Source organism: Streptomyces sp. NPDC030838 (assembly GCF_055572035.1).
In genome coordinates, this window is record NZ_JBVIED010000019.1 from 160093 (window position 1) to 179517 (window position 19425).

Here is a 19425-nt window from a genome sequence, read left to right on the forward strand (position 1 = left end):
GCCCCGGGAGACCGGGCGCCGACGCCGTCGCGCACGCCGCGCGAGGTGATTCCGGCGCTCGTCAGGGTCCCCGGCCGCGGCCCCCGATCGCACGCCGACCTCGCACGCCGATTCCCGCTGCCGTGCCCCCGGTGACCCCTCCCTTCCGTACCGGCCACAGATCACGACTACCGATACGGCGGTTCACCCATGCACACCCCCACTGTCCCCACCTCCTCCGGCGCCTTCCAGGTCGTCCTGGACGACGTCGTCCGCGCACCCGGAGGCCGCCCGCTGCTGGACGGCGTACGCCTGTCGGTCGCGCTCGGCGAACGCGTCGGCGTCGTCGGCGAGAACGGCGGCGGCAAGTCGACCCTGCTCCGCCTGGTCGCCGGTCTCGACCGGCCCGACGCCGGAGAGCTGCGCGTCCACGCCCCGGGCGGCACCGGATACCTCCCGCAGACGCCCGACCTGCCCCCGGACGACACCGTCCAGGGGGCCGTCGACCACGCCCTCGCCGACCTCCGCGCGCTGGAGCAGGCGCTGCGGAGCACCGAAGGGGCGCTCGCCGAAGCCGCCCCCGGCGAACTGGACGGGCTCCTCACCTCGTACAGCGAGCTGCTGGCGGCGTTCGAGGCCCGCGACGGCTACGCGGCCGACGCCCGCGTCCAGGCCGCCCTGCACGGTCTGGACATCGCCCACCTCGCGCCCGACCGGCTGCTCGGCACTCTCTCCGGCGGCGAACAGGCCCGCCTCAACCTGGCCTGCGTCCTGGCCGCCTCCCCGCAGTTGCTGCTCCTGGACGAGCCGACCAACCATCTGGACACCGGCGCTCTGGAGTGGCTGGAAAACCATCTGTGCTCCTACCGCGGAAGTGTGCTCGTGGTCTCGCACGACCGGGTCTTCCTCGAACGGGTCGCCACCGCCCTGTGGGAGGTGGACCCCGAGCGCCGTACCGTCCACCGGCACGGCGGCGGCTATCCGGGCTACCTGCGGGCCAAGGCCGCGGCCCGGCGCCGCTGGGATCAGGAGTACGCCGACTGGGAGCGGGAGCTGGCCGAGCAGCGCGAGCTGGTGCGGCGCGCCGCGGAGGGCATGGCGGCGGGGGCCCGGCGGATGGCGAACGCCGACCGCGTGGGCGGCCGCCACCAGCGCGCCGTGGAGAAGCAGCTCTCCTCTCGGGTCCGGCAGGCCAAGGAGCGCGTACGGCGGCTGGAGGAGGCGCCGGTGCCCCGGCCGCCGGAGCCGCTGCGGTTCACCGCCCGGGTCGCCGGGGGCGGCGCCGACGACCACGACGGGCCGCTCGCGGCGCTCGACGAGGTCGTGGTCGGGTCACGCCTGGACGTGCCCGCCTTCACGGTCGCACCGGGCGAGCGGATCCTGGTCACCGGGCCCAACGGCGCGGGCAAGAGCACGCTGCTGCGGGTGCTCGCCGGTGACCTGCGCCCGGATCGCGGCCGGTGCCGGCGGCCGGCGCGGATCGGCTGGCTGCCGCAGGAGTCGAGGATCACCGATCCGGGGCGCACGCTGCTGGACGCCTTCGCCGCCGGGCAGCCCGGCGACCCGGAGGAGCACCGCGCGGCTCTCCTCGGCCTCGGGCTCTTCCGCCCGGCTGATCTGCCGGTCCGCATCGGTGCCCTGTCGACGGGTCAGCTGCGCCGGCTCGCGCTGGCCCGGCTGCTGCGCACGCCCGTGGACCTGCTCCTGCTCGACGAGCCCACGAATCACTTCTCCCCCGCGCTCGTGGAGGAGGTCGAGGCGGCGCTGCACGGCTACCGGGGTGCGCTGGTGATGGTCTCTCACGGCCGCATGGTCGCCGGGCGGTTCACCGGCCGCCGGGTGCGGATGCGGGACGGCCGCCAGGTGGCGTAGGCGAAATCCAGCCATCGCCGCGTGCTCATTTCTGCTCGCAACAGCTTCTCTTCGAGCACCTATTGACACACGGGGGCGGCGTGGACAGAGTCATGCGGCAGCAAGAGCAGCCGGCCACGCATAAGGGAGCGATCCGCGCCATGCATGAAATCCCTGCTGTCTCACGCCGTACCCTCATGGGCGGGGCCCTGGCCTCCGGTGCCGTCGTCGCCGGACTCGGCACCGGGGCCTCCGCCACACCAGCCGCCACCCCCGCCGCCGCCCCCGCGGCACCGGACGCCGACGGCACGCCGTCCCGGAGCCGGGGTCAGAAATCCATGGTCAACGTCCCGTTCGAGGAGCACCGGACGGTCCGCGTCGGCCTGATCGGTCTCGGCAACCGAGGCCATGGCATGTCCTCGGGATGGGCCGCCGTCCCGGGCTGCACCGTCACGGCCGTGTGCGACATACGTCCCGAACGTGCCAGACGGACCGCCGACCGGCTGGTCGCCGAGGGCCGGCCCCGGCCGGCCGAGTACGGCGGCTCGGCCGACGCTTACCAGCGCATGCTGCGCCGCGACGACATCGATCTCGTCTACATCGCGACGCCCTGGGAGTTCCACTACGAGCAGGGCCGCGCGGCGCTGCTGGCAGGCAAGCACGCTCTGGTCGAACTGCCCGTCGCCACCGAGCTGGACGAGCTGTGGGACCTGGTCGACACCAGCGAGCGCACCCGCCGGCACCTGATCCTGTCCGAGAACTGCAACTACGGCCGCAACGAGCTGGCGATGCTGAAGATGGCCCACGACGGCCTGTTCGGCGAGATCACCAACGGCCACGGCGGATACCTGCACGATCTGCGCGCCCTGCTGTTCTCGGACACGTACTACACCGACTCCTGGCGGCGGTTGTGGCACACCCGCAGCACCGCCTCCTTCTACGCCATGCACGGCCTCGGCCCGATCGCCGCGGCCATGGACATCAACCGCGGCGACCGGCTGACCACCCTGCGGGCCACCTCCACCGAGCCGAAGGGCCTCGCCGACTACCGCGAGCGGTTCGTGCCGAAGTCCCACCCGAGCTGGCGGGAGACCTACATCAACGGCGACCTCGTCACCTGCCTGATCGACACCGCGCAGGGCCGGGTGATCCGCGCCGAGCACGACGTCAGCTCGCCCCGCCCGTACAGCCGTATCAACTCCCTCGCCGGCAGCCGCGGCATCTTCGAGGACTACGCGGGGGTGACGTCCGCGAGCGGCGGCCGCGTCTACATCGAGCCCGACCACAGCGGTCACACCTGGCGGGCGTTCGACGCCTACCGCAAGGAATTCGACCACTGGCTGTGGCTGAAGATCGGCGACGACGCCGCCAACAACGGCGGGCACGGCGGGATGGACTACGTCCTGCAGTGGCGCACCGTCCAGCAGATGCGCGCCGGGCTCGTCCCCGACATGGACGTCTACGACGCCGCCGTCTGGTGCTCCCCGATCCCCCTGAGCGTCAAGTCCCTCGCGGCGGGCGGCCGTCCGGTCGCGGTGCCGGACTTCACCCGCGGCTCGTGGGTCAACCACCGCACGGGCCTCGACTCACGGCCCGGTGAGATGCCCCCGGTCGTCTGAGGGCCCCTTGCCCGGGCCGCCGCCGTGACGCAAGCTGCTCGGCGGTCACCGTGGGGCACGGTGACCGCCGGGACAGACCAGGAACAGGGAGGACGCGGTCGTGGGCGACGTACTGGCACGGGCCATGTGGGAGCGGTACGAACCCGTTCACAGCATCGTCTACTTCGCCCCGGAGGCCCGCCGGGCAGCGGACGAACTCGGCCTGCGGGGCTTCTGGATGGGCTACTTCGCGCTGCGCGCCGCCCCGCTGGGCCCCGCGTCCGCGCCCGCCGTCACCGCGTGCTTCCACGTCTTCCACCCCGACCGCGTGGCGCGAGCGCTGCCGGACGCGTGGCGGTACACGACCCCGTCCGACGCGCTCGCGGCCCGGCAGCGGGCGATCGACGCCACCATGACGCGTCTGTACGGCCGGGACGGCGTCGGCTCCGCCGCGATGGCCGAGGCGGCGGACCTGGCCTGGGAGGCGGCCCTGGCCGCGGACACGGCGGGCCGGGTGCTCGGCGCCACCAACCAGGCCCTCGACCGCCCGGAACAGCCCCATCTCAGGCTCTGGCAGGCGCTGACGACCCTGCGCGAGCACCGCGGGGACGGGCATGTCGCCGTCCTCGTCGCCCATGGCCTCGGGCCGGTCGACGCGATGGTGCTGAAGGCCGCCGCCGACGAGTCGGACGCGACGCTGCTGCGCGAGAGCCGGAAGTGGGACCTGACGGCGTGGCAGGCGGCCGAGGCCGGGCTGCGCGAGCGCGGGCTGCTCGCCGGGGACGGATCGTTGACCGGCGCGGGAGCGGCCGTGCGCGCGGATGTCGAAGCGCGGACCGACGCCGCAGCCGCACGCCCCTGGAGGGCCCTCGGCGAGGCCGCCACGGCACGCCTCGCCGACCTGCTCGAACCCCTGGCCAGGACCGTACTGGCCGCGGGACTGGTCCCGTCGGGCAATCCGGTGGGGCTCACGGGCAGCCTGTGGGAGTCGTCCCGGCCCACCGGCGACTGACCGGCCCGCCTGTTTCCGGCCGTCTCCCGGCACACAGGCAACCCGCACGATCTCCTCAGCCTCTCCCTGCACGAGGGGCGCCCGCGTCAACGGCGTCCCCCGACCCGGGATTCGAGGAGAAGATCAGTTGAAACGTGCCCGAATAACGTGGGCGACCGCGCTCGCGGCGGTGACGCTGATGGGCGTGTCACCCGCCGTGGCCCAGGCTCGTCCCCAGCCACCCGGTGCCGCTTCCGTCACGGCGTCGGGCCACGGCACCGGTGAACTGCCGCCCGGCTGGCGGATCGCCGCCACGGACGAGGGCGACGCCCTGGAGTGGCGCGCGCCGCGGCGGATCCCGCCGGGTGACGCACGCGTGGAGTTCCACACCGACGGCGGGCTGGTGGGCGTACCGGAGGCGGACGAGGACGGCCGTACCTTCCGGCTGCCCCTGAAGGACGCCCGGTCAGGCGAGTTGACGGACCTTCAGGTGCTGGCCGGCGGGCGGCGGCTGGACCGGAAGCCCGGTGCCGCGAACGGGCCGGACGCCGCCGCACCGCGTGCCCCGAAGCTGCCGCCCAAGCTGCCCGCGGGCGCCGTCGACCCGGGCAAGCCGGGGCCGTTCGCCACGGTCAGCGGCGAGTACGCCCTCGACTCCGTCCGGCTGCCCGGTTTCCGGGCGCCGGTCGAGATGCGCGGTGTGGTCGTCGCCCCCAAGAACGCCACCGGCAAGCGTCCCCTCGCCCTCTTCCTGCACGGCCGGCACGCCACCTGCTACGTCCCCGGCGGCAGCGAGGAGAACGTGACGATCGACTGGCCGTGCGCCGCCGGCGCCCAGCCGATCCCCAGTCACCGCGGCTATCTGCGGGACCAGAAGCTGCTGGCCTCGCAGGGCTATGTGACGGTCTCGATCTCCGCCAACGGCATCAACGGCCAGGACGCCGAGGCCGAGGACGCGGGCGCGCAGGCCCGCTCGTCGCTGGTGCGCTCGCATCTGGCCCGCTGGGCGGACTGGTCCGCCCAGCCGTCCACCGCCCCCGCGGCCGTACGCAAGGCGCCCCGGGCCGATCTGTCCCGCGTCCTGCTGGTCGGCCACTCGCGCGGCGGCGAGGGCGTCGACCGGGCCGCGCTGGACAGCCTCTACCCGCCTCCGCCGGCCCAGGACGGCGCTCCCGGGCGGGCCCGCTGGACCATCCGCGGCACCGTGCTCATCGGCCCCACCATCTTCGGCCAGAACCCGGTGCCCGACGTGCCCTCGCTGACGATCCTGCCGGGATGCGACGGAGACGTCTCGGACCTCCAGGGCCAGGTGTACGTCGACGGCACCCGGGGCGTGAGCCGCGGCAAGGCCCTGCACAGCGCGGTCCACATCACCGGCGCCAACCACAACTTCTTCAACAGCGAGTGGACACCGGGACAGGCCAAGGCACCCGCGAGCGACGACTTCTGGGACGACCCCGAGGCCCGCGACCCGGTCTGTTCGCCGGGCAGCCCCACCCGCCTCACCGCGGACCAGCAGCACCGTGCCGGCGCCACCTACATCGCCGCCGCCGCGCGGCTGTTCGTCGCCGGTGACGACCGGGTGCGCGAGCTGATCGACGGCACCGGCCGCCGGGCCCCCTCGGCTGATCCCGCCCGGGTCCTCACGCACGCGGTGGGCGCGGGACGTGGCGCCGGGTTCCTGCCCGACGGCGCGGTGAAGGTGACCGGCGGACGGCTGTGCTCCGCGGTCGACCCGGATCCGCGCAAGGCCTGCCTGAGCGAGACCGCGGCCGGCTCGTCGCCGCACTTCGCGCGCTGGTGGCCGGAGCGCGAGGAGGGGCGCCGCGCCGTCGCGCTGAAGTGGTCCGAGGCGGGTACGCCGACGCGGATCCGTCCCGGCAAGCCCGTCTCCCTCAAGGGCGCGAAGAGCCTGGCGCTGCGCGTCATCGTGCCGCCCAACAGCAGCGGCACCCGCCTCGACGTCGCCGTCACCGACGCGTCCGGCAAGCGCGTCACCCTCGGCACGGTCCGGGCGGACGGCCTGCCCGGCAGCGACCGCACCGCCTCCTACTGGGCGCGGGAACTGCGCGTACCGCTCACCGCGGCCGGCCGCGCCGGGGTCGACCTGAGCCGGGTCGCCGCGCTGGACCTGACGCCGCGTTCGCGCGCGGGCCAGGCCTGGCTCATGGACGCCCACGCCTGGCGCCCGGGCACTCCCGCGGTGCGGGCGGCGGCCCTGCCCCGGGTCGACATCGGCCGGCTGACGGTCAAGGAGGGTGACTCGGGCACGCGCACCTTCGAGGTGCCCGTGCGCGTCTCCGGCCAGGGCGGCGGAAGCGGCACGGTGCGGATGTACGTCATGGACCCGGACAGCGGGGCGGCCACGCACCGCCTCGTCACCATGCGCCCGGGCGACCCCGGCACGACGGTGACGATGAAGGTGGAGGGCAACGAGCGGTACGCCTGGGACGTCTCCAACACCGTTCTCGTGAAGGCGGTGCGCGGCGCGGTCGTCGGTTCGTACGCCGGGGGCGTCACCGTCCAGAACGACGACCCGATGCCGGAGATCGGCGTGACGCCGGTCGCGGACGACGTCACCGAGGGGCAGCCGCTGCGCTGGCGGGTCTCGCTGTCCGAGCCGGCCGACGTGCCGCTGGGGGCGCAGCTGATGGTGAGGCCGGCCGACGGCCGCCCCGAGCTGTCCACCAAGGACGTCGACCCGGAGTGGCTGCGGGAGATCTACGGGGAGGTCCCCGACGAGGAGGTGCCGCTCTCCCGGCTGGAGTACTTCTCCCTGTGGGCCCCGGTCCAGGCCGGTGAGCTGAGCGGAGAGGTGGCCGTGCCCACGGTCGGCGACCGGCTCGCCGAGCCCACGGAGTACGTGGTCTTCCAGCCCACGGACATGGAGGGCGAACCCGACGGCCCGGCGGTGACCGGCGCGGTCCGCGACGCGTCGTAGCCATGGCCCCTGCCCCGCCCCTCTCGCGAGCCGGTACCGTATGACGGAAGACTGATGCCGCATTGCGGAAAGGCTCGTCTGAGGGGGGCGGGACGTGGGACGGTCGGAGGGGACCCGACGATGGTGTCGGGGACGCGCCGCTTCGAGCTTCTGTGCGCAGGTGCTGCGCGGGCTGGCCCAGGTGATGTTGCTGTCCGGCCCGTGGACGGGCGCCGTCTTCTGTCTGGCTCTGCTGACGGCGGACTGGCGGTACGCGGCGTACGCGCTGGGAGGCGCGGCGCTGGGCACCGGCACCGCACACGCGCTCGGGGTGTCCCGCGACCGGCTGGATCCGGGGCTGGAGGGCTTCAACTCCGCCCTCCTCGCTCTGTGCCTCGCGGTGCTCCTCGGCCCGGACAGGCCGTCCACGGCGCTGCTCGCCGCCGCGGGCTGCACCGTGGTCACGGTCCTCACGGCGGCGGTCGTCCGCGTGCTGCGCGTGTGGAGCCTGCCGCCGCTGACCATGCCGTACTGCCTGCTGGCGGTCGCGGTCGCCGTCGCCGCGCCCGCGTTCCAGCGGGTCTGGCCGTACGACGGCAGTCTCGCCGCGCTGCCCGGCGCCGCCTCCGGGCCGACCGCCCTCCACTGGGGCGAGGTGGGGCGGGCTTTCTTCCACAACGTGTCCCAGCTCTTCTTCCTGGAGCGGTGGCACGTGGGCGCGCTGCTGCTCGCGGCGGTCTTCCTGACCAGCCGGACGGCCGGGCTCATGGCCTGTGCCGGCAGCGCGACGGGCATCCTGACCGCCTGGGCGCTCGGGGCGCCGCCCGAGCGGATCGCCGACGGCACCCTGGGCTGCAACGCGGTGCTGGTCGCGCTCGCGCTGTGCGGGGTGTTCCTGCCGGCGGCACCCGCCACGCTGCTGTACGCGGTGCTCGGCGCGGCGACCGCGACCGCCCTGACCCCGGCCGTCGCCGCGCTGCTCGCCCCGTCCGGCGGCCACACCTTCACCTGGCCGTTCGTGCTGACGACACTCGGCTTCCTGGCCGCCGCCCGCTCCTTCCCGCGGCTGACCGGCCCGGGCCGCGCCCCGGACCCGGCCGCGCGCGGCCGCCGTCGCACATGTCGGGAATCAACCGTCCCGGTCGGACGTTGATCGATCGGACATCGGGAACGGGTCAGCAGCGGGAACGGAGTCGGTCGAGTGCACGGTGAGTACAAGATCCCCGGCGGCAAGCTGGTCGTGGTCGACGTGGACGCCGAGGACGGCGTGCTGTGCCGGGCGCGCGTCGCGGGCGACTTCTTCCTGGAACCGGACGAGGCACTCGACGCCGTGAACCACGCGCTGAACGGGGCTCCGGTGGACACGGACGCGGCCGGCCTGGCCGCCCGCATCGACGCGGCGCTCCCCGAGGGGACCGTGATGTACGGCCTGACCTCGGAGGGCATCGCCATCGCCGTGCGCCGCGCCCTGGCGCACGCCACCGACTGGACCGACTACGACTGGCAGCTCATCCACGAGGGCCCGCAGCCCCCGGCCCTGCACATGGCGCTCGACGAGGTACTGACGGCCGAGGTGGCCGCGGGCCGGCGCGCGCCGACGCTGCGGGTGTGGGAGTGGGGCGCGCCGGCGGTGATCATCGGCAGCTTCCAGTCCCTGCGCAACGAGGTCGACCCGGACGGTGCCGCCCGGCACGGCATCGAGGTCGTCCGGCGGATCTCCGGCGGCGGCGCGATGTTCGTGGAGCCGGGCAACACGATCACCTACTCGCTGTCCGTCCCCGAGGCTCTCGTCCAGGGCCTGTCCTTCCAGGACAGCTACGCCTATCTCGACGACTGGGTGCTCGGCGCGCTCGGCGACATGGGGATCAGGGCCTGGTACCAGCCGCTGAACGACATCGCCACGGACCAGGGCAAGATCGCGGGCGCCGCCCAGAAGCGGATCGTGGGGCCCGGGGGACACCCCGGGGCCGTGCTGCACCACGTGACCATGGCGTACGACATCGACGCCGACAAGATGCTCGAGGTGCTGCGCATCGGCCGGGAGAAGCTGTCCGACAAGGGCATCAAGAGCGCGAAGAAGCGGGTGGACCCGCTGCGCCGGCAGACCGGTCTGCCACGCGAAGCCGTCATCGAGCGGATGATCGAGTCGTTCCGCGGCCGGTACGGGCTGTCGCAGGGCAAGGTGACCGACGAGGAACTGGCCCGCGCGGAGGAGCTGGCGCGCACCAAGTTCGCCTCCCCCGAGTGGACGGCCCGGGTGCCGTGACCACGGCCCGCCGCCCGCCGGTCAGTCCACCGGATGACCGGGGCTGATGTCGAGGGCGTCCTGGAGGCGCAGCAGCGGGCGCCCGTCGCCGCGCTCCCCGCTCCGCACGGGCTCCAGCACGAAACCGACGTGATCGCCGCCGTCGACGCGGGTCTGCACGGTACCGACGAACCAGGCGGCCGCGTCGTCCAGGACGACCGCGCCGCCTGGTCCCGGCCGCCAGCCCGCCCGCGTGAACTTGTCGACCTCGTCGCCCGTCTCCCCGCCGAACAGCTCGGCCAGCTCGTGCTGGTCGCGGGTCAGCAGATGGACGGCCAGACAGTCCGCGGCGCGGGCCACCCGGTAGGTGTGGTTGACCTTGGACAGCCACACCACGTACCGCATCGGCCGCATGGAGCACTGCCCGCAGAAGCCGACCAGGCAGCCCGCCCGCTCCTCCCCCACCGCGGCCGTGACCACGCACATCTCGGGATTGAGCCGTTCGAAGAAGGCATCGATGTCCGCCACGCCCTATGAGTGCCCACCGGGCCGGGATCCGTCCCGCATGTCTCCTGTCAGGAAGGCGGGCGGCGGGGAACCCGGGCGGCGCGGAAGACGTCATCTCTGGTGACCGGGGCGGCCCGTCGGCCTCCCGACGACGAGACGAGGACGACGTATGAGTGACAAGGCCCGGAGGCTGTTCGAGGCCCTCGACCTCGACCGGAACGGGACTCTGACCCGCGAAGAGGTGATCGTCGCCCTGCGGACGAAGGGGCCCTCCCTGGTCGCCTCGGGCATTCTGCCGTCCTGGGGTGTGCAGGACGCCGACGCCTCCTCCGCGCTCTTCGACGCGGCCGACCAGAACGGGGACGCCGTGCTGACCCTGGAGGAGTTCGCCGCGGTGGTGGACCGCCGGTTCGGCTGGAGCTGACGTCGCGCACGTCGGGAGGGGCGTACGCCCGGCGCGAACCACGCCGCGCGCTGAGCCCCGGCGGTAGCACTGCAGCTCGGCACGGCCGTGCCCCGCTCGCCCGTCTTCCGCGGTCGTCCATGCATCAGCCCGGCCGCCGCGGAAACACGGTGGATGACGGTATTCGACGAGCACGAGGGAACCTGCCATGGCCGACGACCTCATCACCATGGTCACCACTGACCACCGCGAGCTGCAGCGCCTGTTCGACATGATGACGAAGGACAGGAGCTCCCGGCCGCTGGCGCTTCCGCTGGCCGTGGCCATGCTGGAGGCGCACAGCGAGGCCGAGGAGGACCGGGTCTACCCGGCCGTGGCCCGCGAGGCCGGCGAGTCGGAGGAGGCCGAGCACGCCGCCGAGGAGCACCACGAGGCCGAGAGTCTCGGCAAGCATCTGCTGGAGATGGACTGGGAGAGCAAGGAATTCGACCAGGCCCTGCAGGAGTGGATCGGTGCCGTGACGCACCACATCGAGGAGGAGGAGACGGAGATCCTGCCCGCGCTGGTCGAAGCCGTCGACTCCGACCGGCTGCGGGAGCTGGGCTTGCAGTTCGCCACCCGGCGGTCCCGGAAACTGACGGGACAGCCGCTGGCGGCCGCCGGCACCGGTGGCGGCGGCGCACACGGTGAGACGCGGGAAGAGCTGTACGAGAAGGCGCGGGAACTCGGCATCTCGGGCCGTTCCTCGATGACCAAGGAGCAACTGGCCGAGCAGGTGAGCAAGGCCGAGGGCAAGCGGAAGAGCTGAGCCCCGCCGCGCCGCCCGGGACTTGCGGACAGAAGCTGACCGCAAGTCCCCCTACGGTCGTGCCATGACTCAGACGCAGAAGATTCTTGTCACCGGCGCCACCGGAACCGTCGGCCGTCAGGTCGTCGCCGAGCTGCTCGCCCGCGGGCACGGGGTCCGCGCGCTCACCCGGGACGCCGCCAGGGCCGCGCTCCCGGCCGACGTCGAGGTCGTGCAGGGCGACCTGACCGACCCCGACACCCTGATCCCGGCCCTGGAGGGCGTCACCGGCCTCCACCTGATCACCTTCGGCGGTGCCTACTTCGCCCCGCTGGAGACCGGCCCCCGCATCCTGGAGCTGGCCCGCGCGGCCGGCGTACGCCGGGTCACGGTGCTGCACGGCGGCGGGCCGTCCCTGCTGGAGGACGCGGTGCGCGCCGACGACGGGGTCGACTGGACCGTGCTCATGCCGGTCGAGTTCATGTCCAACGCCCTGGAGTGGGCGGACCGGATCGTGGCCAAGGGTGAGGTCCACGAGCCGTTCGTGTCCCGGCTCAGTGCCATGGTCCACGAAGGCGACATCGGCGCCGTCGCGGCGGTCGCGCTCACCGAGGAGGGCCACGGCGGCCGGGAGTACGTGATCACCGGCCCGGAACTGCTGACCGTCGGCGACAAGGTGGCGGCCATCGCCGCCGCGCGCGGGCAGGACATCTCCCTGGTCGAGCTGACCGAGGAGCAGGCCGTCGCGCAGTGGCGGGCGGCAGGCCACCCGGAGGATGTGATCGGCTTCCTGCTGGAGGCGTACGGCAACACCCCGGAGGTGGGCCGTACGGTCGTCGACACGGTCGAGAAGGTCACCGGCCGCCCGGCCCGCACCTTCGCGGAATGGGCCGCGCAGCACGCGGACGCCTTCACGGCACAGGCTCCGGTGGCGTCGTAGCGCCGGTAGGACTCGGACAGGCGAGCCGCGGAGCGTTACTCCAGTTGCCCGTCGCGGGCGTGTGGCGCGCGGCGGAGCGGCGTACCTCTTTCTAGGCTGGTGCGTCGAACAAGGGAGCGCTGCGCATGAGATACCGCCTGGAGGCGATCACCCGCGAGGAGCATCTGGCCTTCGTCACGGCCCGTTCCTCGGTAAGTCACACGCAGGTTCCGGCATGGGGCGATGTGAAGCCGGACTGGCGGGCGGAGAGCCTCGGCTGGTTCGACGAGGAGGGCCGCCTCGTCGGGACCGGGCTGGTGCTGCTGCGGCCGCTGCCGAAGCTGAAGCGGTATCTCGCCTATGTGCCCGAGGGGCCGGTCATCGACTGGACGGCGGCGGATCTGGAGCAGTGGCTGGAGCCGATGCTCGCCCATCTCAAGCAGCGGGGCGCCTTCTCGGTGAAGATGGGGCCGCCCGTCGTCGCCCACCGCTGGAGCGCCGACGCGGTCAAGGAAGCGATCGCCGACCCGCGGGTCGAGCGGTTCCAGGACGTCGAGCCCACCGCCCGGGATCCGCGGGCCGGCGAGATCGCCGACCGGCTGCGCCGCATGGGCTGGCGGCGGACCGAGCCGGGCGGCGAGGACGGCTTCGCCGCCGGCCAGCCGCGCTACGTGTTCCAGGTGCCGTTCGCCGGGCGATCGCTGGAGGACATCCAGCAGGGCCTGAACCAGCAGTGGCGCCGCAACATCAAGAAGGCGGAGAAGGCCGGCGTCAAGGTGGTGCAGGGTGGCTACGAGGATCTGCCCGTCTTCTACGACCTCTACCAGGAGACCGCCGAACGCGACCGGTTCATCCCCCGACCGCTGCCCTATTTCCAGCGGATGTGGACGGCCCTGACGGCCGAGCACCCGGACCGTATGCGCCTCTACCTCGCCTTCCACGACGGCGAGGCGCTCGCGGCCGCCACGATGCTGACCGTCGGCGAGCACGTCTGGTACTCCTACGGCGCCTCCACGAGCCGCAAGCGCGAGGTCCAGCCGAACAACGCCCTCCAGTGGCGCATGATGTGCGACGCCCACGAGTCGGGAGCCGCCGTGTACGACTTCCGCGGCATCACCGACACCTTGGAGGAGAGCAACCACCTGCTGGGCCTGCTCCGGTTCAAGGCGGGCGCCGGCGGGGAGGCCGTCGAATACCTCGGTGAGTGGGACTACCCGCTCAACAAGGTTCTGCACAAGGCATTCGACCTCTACATGGCGCGACGCTGAGGCCGGTCGGCGCGCCACAGCATGCCACCGGCGGCGTCAGGCCGCGGTCTTCCTTCCGGGGCGCCCGGCTCGGGCCAGGGCGTCGATCAGTTGTTCCCGGCTCATCTTCGACCGGCCGGCGATGTCCTGGTCGGTCGCCCGCTGGTACAGCTCCGCCTTGCTCAGCTTCCGCAGCTCGCTCTTCGAGGGGCGGGACGGCTTGGCCGCGGTCCTGGCCGCGGTGGCCTTCTCCCCGGACTGCTTCTTCTTCGCCGCGGTCGTGGCGGGCTTCGCCGTCTTCTTCCGGGCCGGGGCCCGGGACTTGCCGCGCTGCTCCCGCCCGGCGCCGGCGCCGCGGGCGCGGTCGATGCTGCCCTGGAGGACTTCCATCAGGTCGATGACGTTGGTCGCCGTGGGCGCCGCCTCCGCCGGAGTGATCTCCTGTCCCTCCGCCTTCGCCCGCACCAGCTCCCGCACTTTCTCCTGGTAGGTGTCGCGATAGCGGGACGGCTCCCAGGGCCCGCTGAGCGCCTCGACGAGCTGCAGCGCCATGTCCAGCTCCTTGCCCCGCCCGGCGCGCCCCGACGGCAGCTCGGGCAGCTCCTTGCCCGGGTCGCGGACTTCGTCGGCCCAGTGCAGGGTCTGGAGGACGAGCAGGTTCTCCTCGGCGCGCAGGGCGGTCAGGTACTGTCTGCCGCGCATCACGAGGGTGGCGATCCCGACCCTGCCGGACTCGGCCAGCGCCGCGCGCAGCAGCTCGTACACCTTCTGGTACTCCTCGCCGCGCGGGGCGACGTAGTAGGTGCGGTCGAAGTAGACCGGCGCGATCTCGTCCAGGCCGACGAAGTCGGAGATCTCGATGGTCCGGGAGCGGCCCGGCGCGATCTCGTCCAGTTCGTCGGGCTCGACGACGACGTATTCGCCCTCCCCGATCTCGAAGCCCTTGACGATGTCGTCGCCGGGGACCTCCTTGCCGGTGCGCTCGTTGACCCTGCGGTTGCGGATACGGTCGGAGGTGCCGCGCTGCAGCTGGTGGAAGTGGACCGCGTGGTCCGCGGTCGCGGTGTACAGGCCGACCGGCACACTGACCAGTCCGAACGTGATCACGCCGGTCCAGATCGCCCGGGCCATCCGTCCCGCTCCTCCGGTTCCCGGAGCACCCCGGCATGGATGCTCCCTGCCTGATCCCACGCTGGCACCCGCGCGCCGTCGGCGCGCGCCGGGCGGGCCACACGGAGCACGGCCCCGCGGTGCGGGCTGCTCCGGGACGGCCGGCCGAGCACGAGTTCAGCCGCGTCGTACGGCCACTGTCACGTCCTGGCCCGGCGCCGCCAGGATCCAGGCCCGGCCCGCCGTCGTGCGCAGCACGGTCGCGTCGGCGGTGACGCGCCAGGTGCCCGGCGGGAGGGACAGTTCGGTCAGCCGCGAGCCGTGCCGTGCCGACCGGTAGGCCAAGCGGTACACGCCGTCCGAGGAGTCGTACGACGCGGAGCGGACCGTGCCCGCCACGCTTGCCGCGTACGGCTCGGCGGTCAGCTCCTTGTGGGTGCGGAAGGCACCGGAGCCGTCGACCGCGCAGTAGCCGCCGCCGTAGCACCACACATAGCCCGCCCAGCCGGAGGTGTACCGGCCGAGGGAGGCCATGGCGTCTCGGTAGAAACGGCCCATGTTCGGCAGGGAGTTGTTGAGCGGACCCCATTCGCCCACCACGACCGGCACCTTGTACCGCTTCGGATACTCGACGACGGCCCGCTCGTACGCCTCGATCCAGCCGGCGTCGGGGTCGTAGTCGGCGCCGGCCTCCATCGCGGTGTTGTAGAAGTGCGGCGCGTACACCACCTTCGGGTCGTCGACGCGCCCGAGGCCGGTCGGCACGCCCTCGCCCACGATCGGCGTGGGTTCGACGAAGACCCAGGCGTCCCGGTCCACCGAACGGACCGCGTCGGCGAGGCGGTTGTACATCGGCGTGATCTGGTCGCGCTCGATGCGGCGGGCGGCCGTCGGCAGGTCCTCGCCCGCGCGCAGTTCGCCCATGGGTTCGTTCATCAGGTCGTAGCCGATGACGGCGGGGTGGTGGGCGACATGGCGGGCGAGCACCCGCCAGGCCTCGGCCTGGGCGCGACGCAGGTCGGGGTCCTCGTAGAGGTGGGTGAAGGCCCGCTGGACGGCGGGTTCGAAGTACTCGGCGAACCAGTCGTCCGGGTGGGGGGTGAACGGCAGTCCGTCGGTCCTGGTCGCCCACGCGGGCACGCCGCGGTGGCCGAAGGCCGGGCCGAAGACGTCCTGGTGAGCGTCGATCAGGACCTTGATCTCGTTGCGTGCCGCCCAGTCCAGGACGCGGTCGATCTTCCTCAGGTAACCGGTGCTGTACTGTCCCGGCCGGGGTTCCAGGTCGTCCCAGAAGACCAGCAGCCGGGCGAAGTTGAAGCCGTTCGCCCGCAGGTCGCGGAAGTGCCGCTCGGTGATGGCCGACAGGGCCTTGTCGCCCCGGTTCGTCTTGTCCTCGACGTTCCAGCCGCGCAGCGTCAGCTCGCGCCCGTGCCGGTCGGTGAGACGGGGTACGTCCGGCGCGTTCCGCTGCGCCTGGGCGGCCGTCGCGGGTGCGAGCAGCACGCCGATCACCACGCTCGCCGTGAGGGTCGTTCGCAGCACGGGCAGACCTCCTGGACCTCGGGCGGCACCTGAAGCGGAAGTTGACGTTTGTTCAGTTTTTCTCGTCCGAGATATTCCCATAGCGGCTACCGGCCCGTAAATACCGTGGGTAACCCCACGTTCAGGAGGTGTCATGAGACGCTCCGGGAACCGACTCCGGCGCATCACCACCGCCGTCGCGGCCGTGCTCGCCGTGGCAGCGACAGCCGTACCCGCCGCCGCGGCCGACGCCGCCGGCGACGCACGGCCGGCGGCCTCCACCCCCCTCCCGCCCGAACTGGAGGCGATCAGGGCCAAGGAGGCCACCGCGCTCTACGGCGACCCCGCCGAACGCCCGCTCGCGGAGCGGAAAACGGCGCTGATCTCGCTCGGCGACAGCGAGATCTCCGGCGAGGGCGTCGGTACGTACGAACCACCGACCAACGGCCCCACGAACTGGTGCCACCGCTCCCCCGAGGCCGCCGTCCACCGCACCGGCATCACCGCGGACCTCACCTTCAACGTGTCCTGCTCCGGCGCCTCCACCGGCAACATCCGGATCGGCGGTACGCCGCAGTACGCCGACGAGCTGGTGCAGAGCGACAGCCTGGCGGTCAAGGCGCGCAACACCCGGATCAAGATGGTGCTGCTCGTGGCCGGAGCCAACGACGACCTCCAGTTCGGCCCCGTCATGACCGACTGCGTCCAGCGCTATCTGCTCTCCCAGGGGCCCTGCGAACCGAAGTACGCCCCCGGCTGGCAGGCCCGCGTCGACGGCCTGGTCCCCAAGGTCGAGCAGACCGTCCGGGACCTCAAGTCCGTGATGCGCGACGCCGGTTACGCCGACGGCGACTACAAGCTCGTCGTGATGAGCTACCCGAGCCCCATCGGCCCCGACTTCCGCGACAACCCCGACTTCAGCGGCAAGCTCGCCTGCGGAGGCCTCGGCTACGACTCCGACACCGTGTGGGGCCGCAACACCGCCGTGCCCGCCTTCGAACGCGGGATCCGCGAGGCGGCGGCCGCCACCGGCGCGTACTACCTGGACAACTCGCGGCTGTTCCACGGCCACGAGGTGTGCATGGACGACACCTGGGCGCGCGGCCTGTACATCGACCTGTCAAAGCCCGGCATGCCGGACGAGAACTCCGTCCGCCAGTCCTTCCACCCCAACGCCCGCGGCCACGCCGCCTTCGCCGCCTGCCTCACCCGGTTCCACGCCGCGAACCTGCGCGAGGCCTCGTGCGCGGACGTCGACTCCTCGGGGCGGCCGGTCCTGTTCCCGCACGCCTGGGACGACGTCTTCACACCGGTGAGGAATCAGGCGACCGGCACCTGCATGGACGTCAGCGGCTCCCGGAGCGCCAACGGCACCGCCGTCCTCGGCTGGGACTGCGCCGACACCCGCAACCAGCGCTGGTGGTACGACGCGGCCCGGCAGACCTTCCACACGGAGCTCACCCAGGACCGCTGTCTGGACGTCCCCGGCGCCCGGTACCAGGCGGGCACCGCACTGATCATCTGGAACTGCTCGGGCGCGGCCAACCAGAAGTTCGTCCGCGACGGCGCCACGATCCGCCCGGCCACGGCGACCGGCCTCTGCATGACCCAGACGACTGCCCGGGAGCCGCTGCGACTCCAGCCCTGCGACGGCTCCGCCGGCCAGCGCTTCACGGCGTAGGGTCACGCCGCGGGTCGGGGCCGAGCCGGCCCGCGGTGCCCCGGGTCAGCGCGGTGCGCGCTCAGTTGCAGGGGAAGACATAGCTGGACCGGTAGGTGAAGTAGAGGCTGGTGGAGGACGTGCCCATCTTGGCGGTGACCGGCGCGCAGGCGAAGCTGGAGACGTAGACCGGGCCGGCGTACTGGCTGAAGTAGCCCGCGTCGGTGTCGCACGCGGTGCCGTCCCACTTGCAGACCTGGACGGACATGTACCGCGAGGCACCGACGTTGTTGTCCAGGATCACGCAGCCCTTGCCGCTGTTCGAGTAGGCGAAGAGCGTGGCCTTGCGCAGGTCGGGGTCGGTTCCGACGGGCAGGGGTATGGCCTTGGTCAGTGTGTAGCCGGTGCCGCAGACGGTCGCGGCCGACGCGGCGGTCGCGGCCTGGGGAGCGGCGAGCAGGGCGGCTGCCATGACGGCGGCCGCGACGACCGCGCGTACCGTGGTGGTGAATCGCTGCATGGTGAACGTCCCCTCTGGGGTGTGGCCGGAAGGAGCACTGCGGGATGTGCGGCGAACGGCGCCGCGTGGGGGTCAGCCGGCAGCGTCGGCCGGATCCTGACTGGCCGGCGGGCTGGGCAGGGTGCCGGTGCAGGTGGCGCGCCCGAAGCCGCCGCTGGCGGTGGCGCTCTGCATGTGCCGGCCCTGGACGGCGACGGCACAACGGGCCTGGCCGCCCTGCTCGCCGAGCACGATGCTGACGACGGGGCTGCGGCCGAGCGGTACGGGCACGGTCTTGCGCCAGGGCAGGTCGGCCGCCTTGACGACGGTGGCCTTTCCGGATTCGCTGCGCGCCTGGTAGGTGATGTCGGCGGTGCCGCTGCCGGTCACCTCGTAGGTGACCATGGCGGTGGGCACCTCGCGCTTCTTCTTTTCCTCGCCGGCCGGGGAGAGCACCCCGTACAGCACGAGTCCGCCGCACGCGGCGAGCACCACGGCGGCCGTGATCACCCCCGCGCGGTCCGGACGACCGAGGCGCATGATGAATTCCCCCCTTGAGAAATGAAATGCCTTTCCGCGCGGCGCTTTCGGCCTGCGATGGAGCGGGGTTATACACCACCCCGTCGGGCGTTTTCCAGCGTGCGGACATATCGGACCACGGCCGTCTCCGCTATGCCCGGTTTGCAATGTGTCTCGCCCCAAGTGCCTTGAATGGCTTTTCGCTTGACTAGACATCACCGGCATGAGTAGACCCTCAGGCCGCCGCTTCGTATGACGTGGGTTCACCGGACGGGAGGCAAGAGGAAGCGGCGCTCTCTGACCAGTGATAAGTGAAAGGTTTGGCGTGAGACCCAGACTGGGGAGAACAATAGCTTGCCTTGTGGCGGCGACGGTCACGAGTACCGCGCTGCCGCAGATCGCCTATGCGGCGCCGGTTTCGGACGGCGACGAAAAAGGGGTCGTCGATACGGTCAAAGGCTGGTTTTCCGATGACGACGGCGGGGAAAGGGACAAGCCCGTCTCGCACGATGAGGCGGGTGTGGCCGATCGGCAGAAGCTGCCGAAGGGGAAGGTGGCGCCGAAGGCGAAGCGTGTCAAGGAGCTGACCGGCCGGCGTACGGCGAACACCCGGTTCTGGCAGTTGTCGGACGGGCGGGTGCAGGCCGAGGTGTCGGCCGTGCCGACCGC

Annotated in this window: 17 protein-coding genes; 12 read left to right on the plus strand and 5 right to left on the minus strand. The window is 72.5% G+C overall.

Annotation, left to right across the window (positions count from 1 at the left end; genetic code table 11):
* Nucleotides 1–189 precede the first annotated feature (189 nt).
* From ACZ42A_RS36115 to ACZ42A_RS36140, 6 genes are all read left to right on the plus strand, one after another.
* On the plus strand, nucleotides 190–1851 hold the full coding sequence (locus ACZ42A_RS36115) for a TlrC/CarA/OleB/SrmB family ABC-F type ribosomal protection protein (RefSeq protein WP_468531574.1): 1662 nt from the start codon (nucleotides 190–192) through the stop codon (nucleotides 1849–1851).
* Between the two features lie 140 nt (nucleotides 1852–1991).
* Nucleotides 1992–3449, plus strand: coding sequence for a Gfo/Idh/MocA family protein (locus ACZ42A_RS36120; RefSeq protein WP_468531575.1), 1458 nt, complete (start codon nucleotides 1992–1994; stop codon nucleotides 3447–3449).
* Nucleotides 3450–3549: 100 nt separating this feature from the next.
* Nucleotides 3550–4440 (plus strand): SCO6745 family protein, encoded by an 891-nt coding sequence (locus tag ACZ42A_RS36125; protein WP_468531576.1) that lies wholly within the window; start codon nucleotides 3550–3552, stop codon nucleotides 4438–4440.
* A gap of 127 nt (nucleotides 4441–4567) precedes the next feature.
* Nucleotides 4568–7360 carry an alpha/beta hydrolase gene (locus ACZ42A_RS36130; RefSeq protein ID WP_468531577.1) on the plus strand — a complete coding sequence of 931 codons (2793 nt, stop codon included), beginning with the start codon at nucleotides 4568–4570 and terminating at the stop codon, nucleotides 7358–7360.
* A gap of 160 nt (nucleotides 7361–7520) precedes the next feature.
* A complete protein-coding gene (locus tag ACZ42A_RS36135) occupies nucleotides 7521–8492 on the plus strand; it encodes an urea transporter (protein WP_468531578.1) in 972 nt (323 codons plus the stop codon).
* Between the two features lie 48 nt (nucleotides 8493–8540).
* Nucleotides 8541–9605, plus strand: coding sequence for a lipoate--protein ligase family protein (locus ACZ42A_RS36140; RefSeq protein ID WP_468531579.1), 1065 nt, complete (start codon nucleotides 8541–8543; stop codon nucleotides 9603–9605).
* Nucleotides 9606–9626: 21 nt separating this feature from the next.
* On the opposite strand, the gene ACZ42A_RS36145 is transcribed toward ACZ42A_RS36140, so the two are convergent.
* Nucleotides 9627–10112, minus strand: coding sequence for a flavin reductase family protein (locus ACZ42A_RS36145; protein ID WP_468531580.1), 486 nt, complete (start codon nucleotides 10110–10112; stop codon nucleotides 9627–9629).
* Between the two features lie 148 nt (nucleotides 10113–10260).
* Here ACZ42A_RS36145 and ACZ42A_RS36150 point away from each other — a divergent pair, with 148 nt between their 5' ends.
* The 4 genes from ACZ42A_RS36150 to ACZ42A_RS36165 all read left to right on the plus strand — a co-directional run bounded on the left by ACZ42A_RS36150 (nucleotide 10261) and on the right by ACZ42A_RS36165 (nucleotide 13468).
* Entirely contained in the window at nucleotides 10261–10515 is a 255-nt protein-coding gene (locus ACZ42A_RS36150; protein WP_468531581.1) for an EF-hand domain-containing protein, read from the plus strand.
* Nucleotides 10516–10702: 187 nt separating this feature from the next.
* A complete protein-coding gene (locus tag ACZ42A_RS36155) occupies nucleotides 10703–11302 on the plus strand; it encodes a Rho termination factor N-terminal domain-containing protein (RefSeq protein WP_468531582.1) in 600 nt (199 codons plus the stop codon).
* Nucleotides 11303–11366: 64 nt separating this feature from the next.
* The gene (locus tag ACZ42A_RS36160) at nucleotides 11367–12221 is read left to right on the plus strand and encodes an NAD(P)H-binding protein (protein WP_468531583.1); all 855 of its coding nucleotides are present in this window, start codon (nucleotides 11367–11369) and stop codon (nucleotides 12219–12221) included.
* Nucleotides 12222–12346: 125 nt separating this feature from the next.
* The gene (locus ACZ42A_RS36165; RefSeq protein WP_468531584.1) at nucleotides 12347–13468 is read left to right on the plus strand and encodes a lipid II:glycine glycyltransferase FemX; all 1122 of its coding nucleotides are present in this window, start codon (nucleotides 12347–12349) and stop codon (nucleotides 13466–13468) included.
* 36 nt (nucleotides 13469–13504) lie between these two features.
* Here the strand turns inward: ACZ42A_RS36165 and ku are convergent, their stop codons facing one another.
* Both ku and ACZ42A_RS36175 read right to left on the minus strand, forming a co-directional pair.
* Nucleotides 13505–14578 (minus strand): non-homologous end joining protein Ku, encoded by a 1074-nt coding sequence (gene ku, locus ACZ42A_RS36170; protein ID WP_468531585.1) that lies wholly within the window; start codon nucleotides 14576–14578, stop codon nucleotides 13505–13507.
* Between the two features lie 156 nt (nucleotides 14579–14734).
* A complete protein-coding gene (locus ACZ42A_RS36175) occupies nucleotides 14735–16099 on the minus strand; it encodes a cellulase family glycosylhydrolase (RefSeq protein WP_468531586.1) in 1365 nt (454 codons plus the stop codon).
* Between the two features lie 133 nt (nucleotides 16100–16232).
* Between ACZ42A_RS36175 and ACZ42A_RS36180 the strand changes: the two genes are divergently transcribed.
* Nucleotides 16233–17759, plus strand: a complete 1527-nt coding sequence (locus tag ACZ42A_RS36180) for a ricin-type beta-trefoil lectin domain protein (RefSeq protein WP_468531587.1) — start codon at nucleotides 16233–16235, stop codon at nucleotides 17757–17759.
* A 61-nt stretch (nucleotides 17760–17820) separates the two neighbouring features.
* Here the strand turns inward: ACZ42A_RS36180 and ACZ42A_RS36185 are convergent, their stop codons facing one another.
* Together ACZ42A_RS36185 and ACZ42A_RS36190 are read right to left on the minus strand one after the other, a co-directional pair.
* Complete coding sequence (locus tag ACZ42A_RS36185; protein ID WP_468531588.1) at nucleotides 17821–18258, minus strand: hypothetical protein; 438 nt, start codon at nucleotides 18256–18258, stop codon at nucleotides 17821–17823.
* A gap of 72 nt (nucleotides 18259–18330) precedes the next feature.
* The gene (locus ACZ42A_RS36190; RefSeq protein WP_468531589.1) at nucleotides 18331–18777 is read right to left on the minus strand and encodes a hypothetical protein; all 447 of its coding nucleotides are present in this window, start codon (nucleotides 18775–18777) and stop codon (nucleotides 18331–18333) included.
* Nucleotides 18778–19117: 340 nt separating this feature from the next.
* Here ACZ42A_RS36190 and ACZ42A_RS36195 point away from each other — a divergent pair.
* Nucleotides 19118–19425: hypothetical protein (locus tag ACZ42A_RS36195; protein ID WP_468531590.1), on the plus strand; the 308-nt coding region annotated here is incomplete at its 3' end.

Coding starts and splice junctions, on each gene's coding strand:
- ku (WP_468531585.1), bottom strand. CDS start 14,578: ATGGCCCGGGCGATCTGGACCGGCGTGATCACGTTCGGACTGGTCAGT.
- ACZ42A_RS36185 (WP_468531588.1), bottom strand. CDS start 18,258: ATGCAGCGATTCACCACCACGGTACGCGCGGTCGTCGCGGCCGCCGTC.
- ACZ42A_RS36165 (WP_468531584.1), top strand. CDS start 12,347: ATGAGATACCGCCTGGAGGCGATCACCCGCGAGGAGCATCTGGCCTTC.
- ACZ42A_RS36150 (WP_468531581.1), top strand. CDS start 10,261: ATGAGTGACAAGGCCCGGAGGCTGTTCGAGGCCCTCGACCTCGACCGG.
- ACZ42A_RS36155 (WP_468531582.1), top strand. CDS start 10,703: ATGGCCGACGACCTCATCACCATGGTCACCACTGACCACCGCGAGCTG.
- ACZ42A_RS36160 (WP_468531583.1), top strand. CDS start 11,367: ATGACTCAGACGCAGAAGATTCTTGTCACCGGCGCCACCGGAACCGTC.
- ACZ42A_RS36190 (WP_468531589.1), bottom strand. CDS start 18,777: ATGCGCCTCGGTCGTCCGGACCGCGCGGGGGTGATCACGGCCGCCGTG.
- ACZ42A_RS36180 (WP_468531587.1), top strand. CDS start 16,233: ATGAGACGCTCCGGGAACCGACTCCGGCGCATCACCACCGCCGTCGCG.
- ACZ42A_RS36120 (WP_468531575.1), top strand. CDS start 1,992: ATGCATGAAATCCCTGCTGTCTCACGCCGTACCCTCATGGGCGGGGCC.
- ACZ42A_RS36115 (WP_468531574.1), top strand. CDS start 190: ATGCACACCCCCACTGTCCCCACCTCCTCCGGCGCCTTCCAGGTCGTC.